The following is a 1,261-nucleotide window of genomic DNA, read 5'->3' as shown; positions in this document are numbered from 1 at the left end:
TGGAACATCGATCCGGCCAGCCGAGATTCGATTGGACGACCGGCGAACTTTAGGTGAGTCTCCCTCTTTGACATCCCGACCCCGCGACATTGCGGCTTTCGCCGGGCATTTTTTCCAGCGTTGCGGTTTCCAGCGTTTCGATTTTTCCCGAAGCCACATTTTCCCCGCCCTCCGGTTTGAGGCATACCCGATGGGTTTTTTCAGCGGCCTCCCGTCAGCAACAGATTCCTAGCGGCCAAGCGGCAGTCGGAGAGCAAGCAGCCCACCTTCTGAAAGCAGCCCACCGTAGTGGCGAAAAGGAGAGCGAGCCGCTGATTTAGCCCGGCGTCTCGCTGGTGCCTTGATTCCGACGATCAAAAGGCTGTCCCAACCAGAAAGAAGCACGACCATGAGCAACGAAGCCAACTACGAGCAAATGTATTCAAAGAGCCCCCGCACGGCGTTGCCGGCGGGGGACGAAGCTCCCGACTTTAGTCTGCGCAGCACGCCGGACCAATGGGTGACCTTGAGTGAATTCCGCGGACAGCCGGTGATTGTGGCGTTTTATCCGGCGGATTGGAGTCCGGTCTGTGGCGACCAGATGGCGCTCTACAATGAGATTCTTCCCGAGTTTCAGAAGCTTGGCGCGGCGCTCGTGGGCATCTCGGTGGATGGCACCTGGTGCCACGCGGCTTTCGCGAAGGATCGCAAGCTACACTTTCCGCTGCTCGCCGATTTTGAACCGAAAGGTGCGGTGGCGCGTTCCTACGGCGTTTATCGTGATAAGGACGGCGTCAGCGAGCGGGCGCTGTTTGTGATCGATGCCGACGGCTTCATACATTGGAGCCACGTCTCGCCGGTCGGCGTGAATCCTGGGGCCGCAGGCATTCTTTCCGCGCTGGAAGAACTCCAAACTAAAAAGGAGGCAGCTACAGTATCATGAAACACGAACTTGTCGAACGCCTGACCGTTCCAATCGGCAAACGCGATCATACTCTAGGGCCGGAAAATGCATCCGCCTCTCTCCTGGAGTATGGCGACTACGAGTGTCCCTTCTGTGGGGCCGCCCACACGCTGGTCAAAGCCATTCTGGAAAGCGTGGGCGATCGCATCTGTTTCGCTTTCCGCCATTTCCCACTGAGCAAAGCGCACCCGCACGCGGAGCGCGCCGCGGAAGCTGCCGAAGAGGCCGGCGCTCAAGGCGCCTTCTGGGAAATGCACGACGTCCTGTTCGAAAACCAGGATGCCCTCGATTATGACGACCTCGCCGAATACGCGGCGA

The 1,261-nt window shown here is 58.9% G+C and carries 2 protein-coding genes; both read left to right on the top strand.

What is annotated here, in order from left to right:
- The first annotated feature begins 415 nt into the window (after window positions 1–415).
- Entirely contained in the window at window positions 416–922 is a 507-nt protein-coding gene (locus WKV53_RS28570) for a redoxin domain-containing protein (RefSeq protein WP_345789694.1), read from the top strand.
- On the top strand, window positions 919–1,261 hold a 343-nt coding region (locus WKV53_RS28565), incomplete at its 3' end, for a DsbA family protein (RefSeq protein WP_341408266.1). The genes WKV53_RS28570 and WKV53_RS28565, both read left to right, overlap by 4 nt.

Source organism: Luteolibacter sp. Y139, from assembly GCF_038066715.1.
Taxonomy (GTDB): domain Bacteria; phylum Verrucomicrobiota; class Verrucomicrobiia; order Verrucomicrobiales; family Akkermansiaceae; genus Haloferula; species Haloferula soli.
This window is presented reverse-complemented; position numbering and strand designations above follow the sequence as displayed.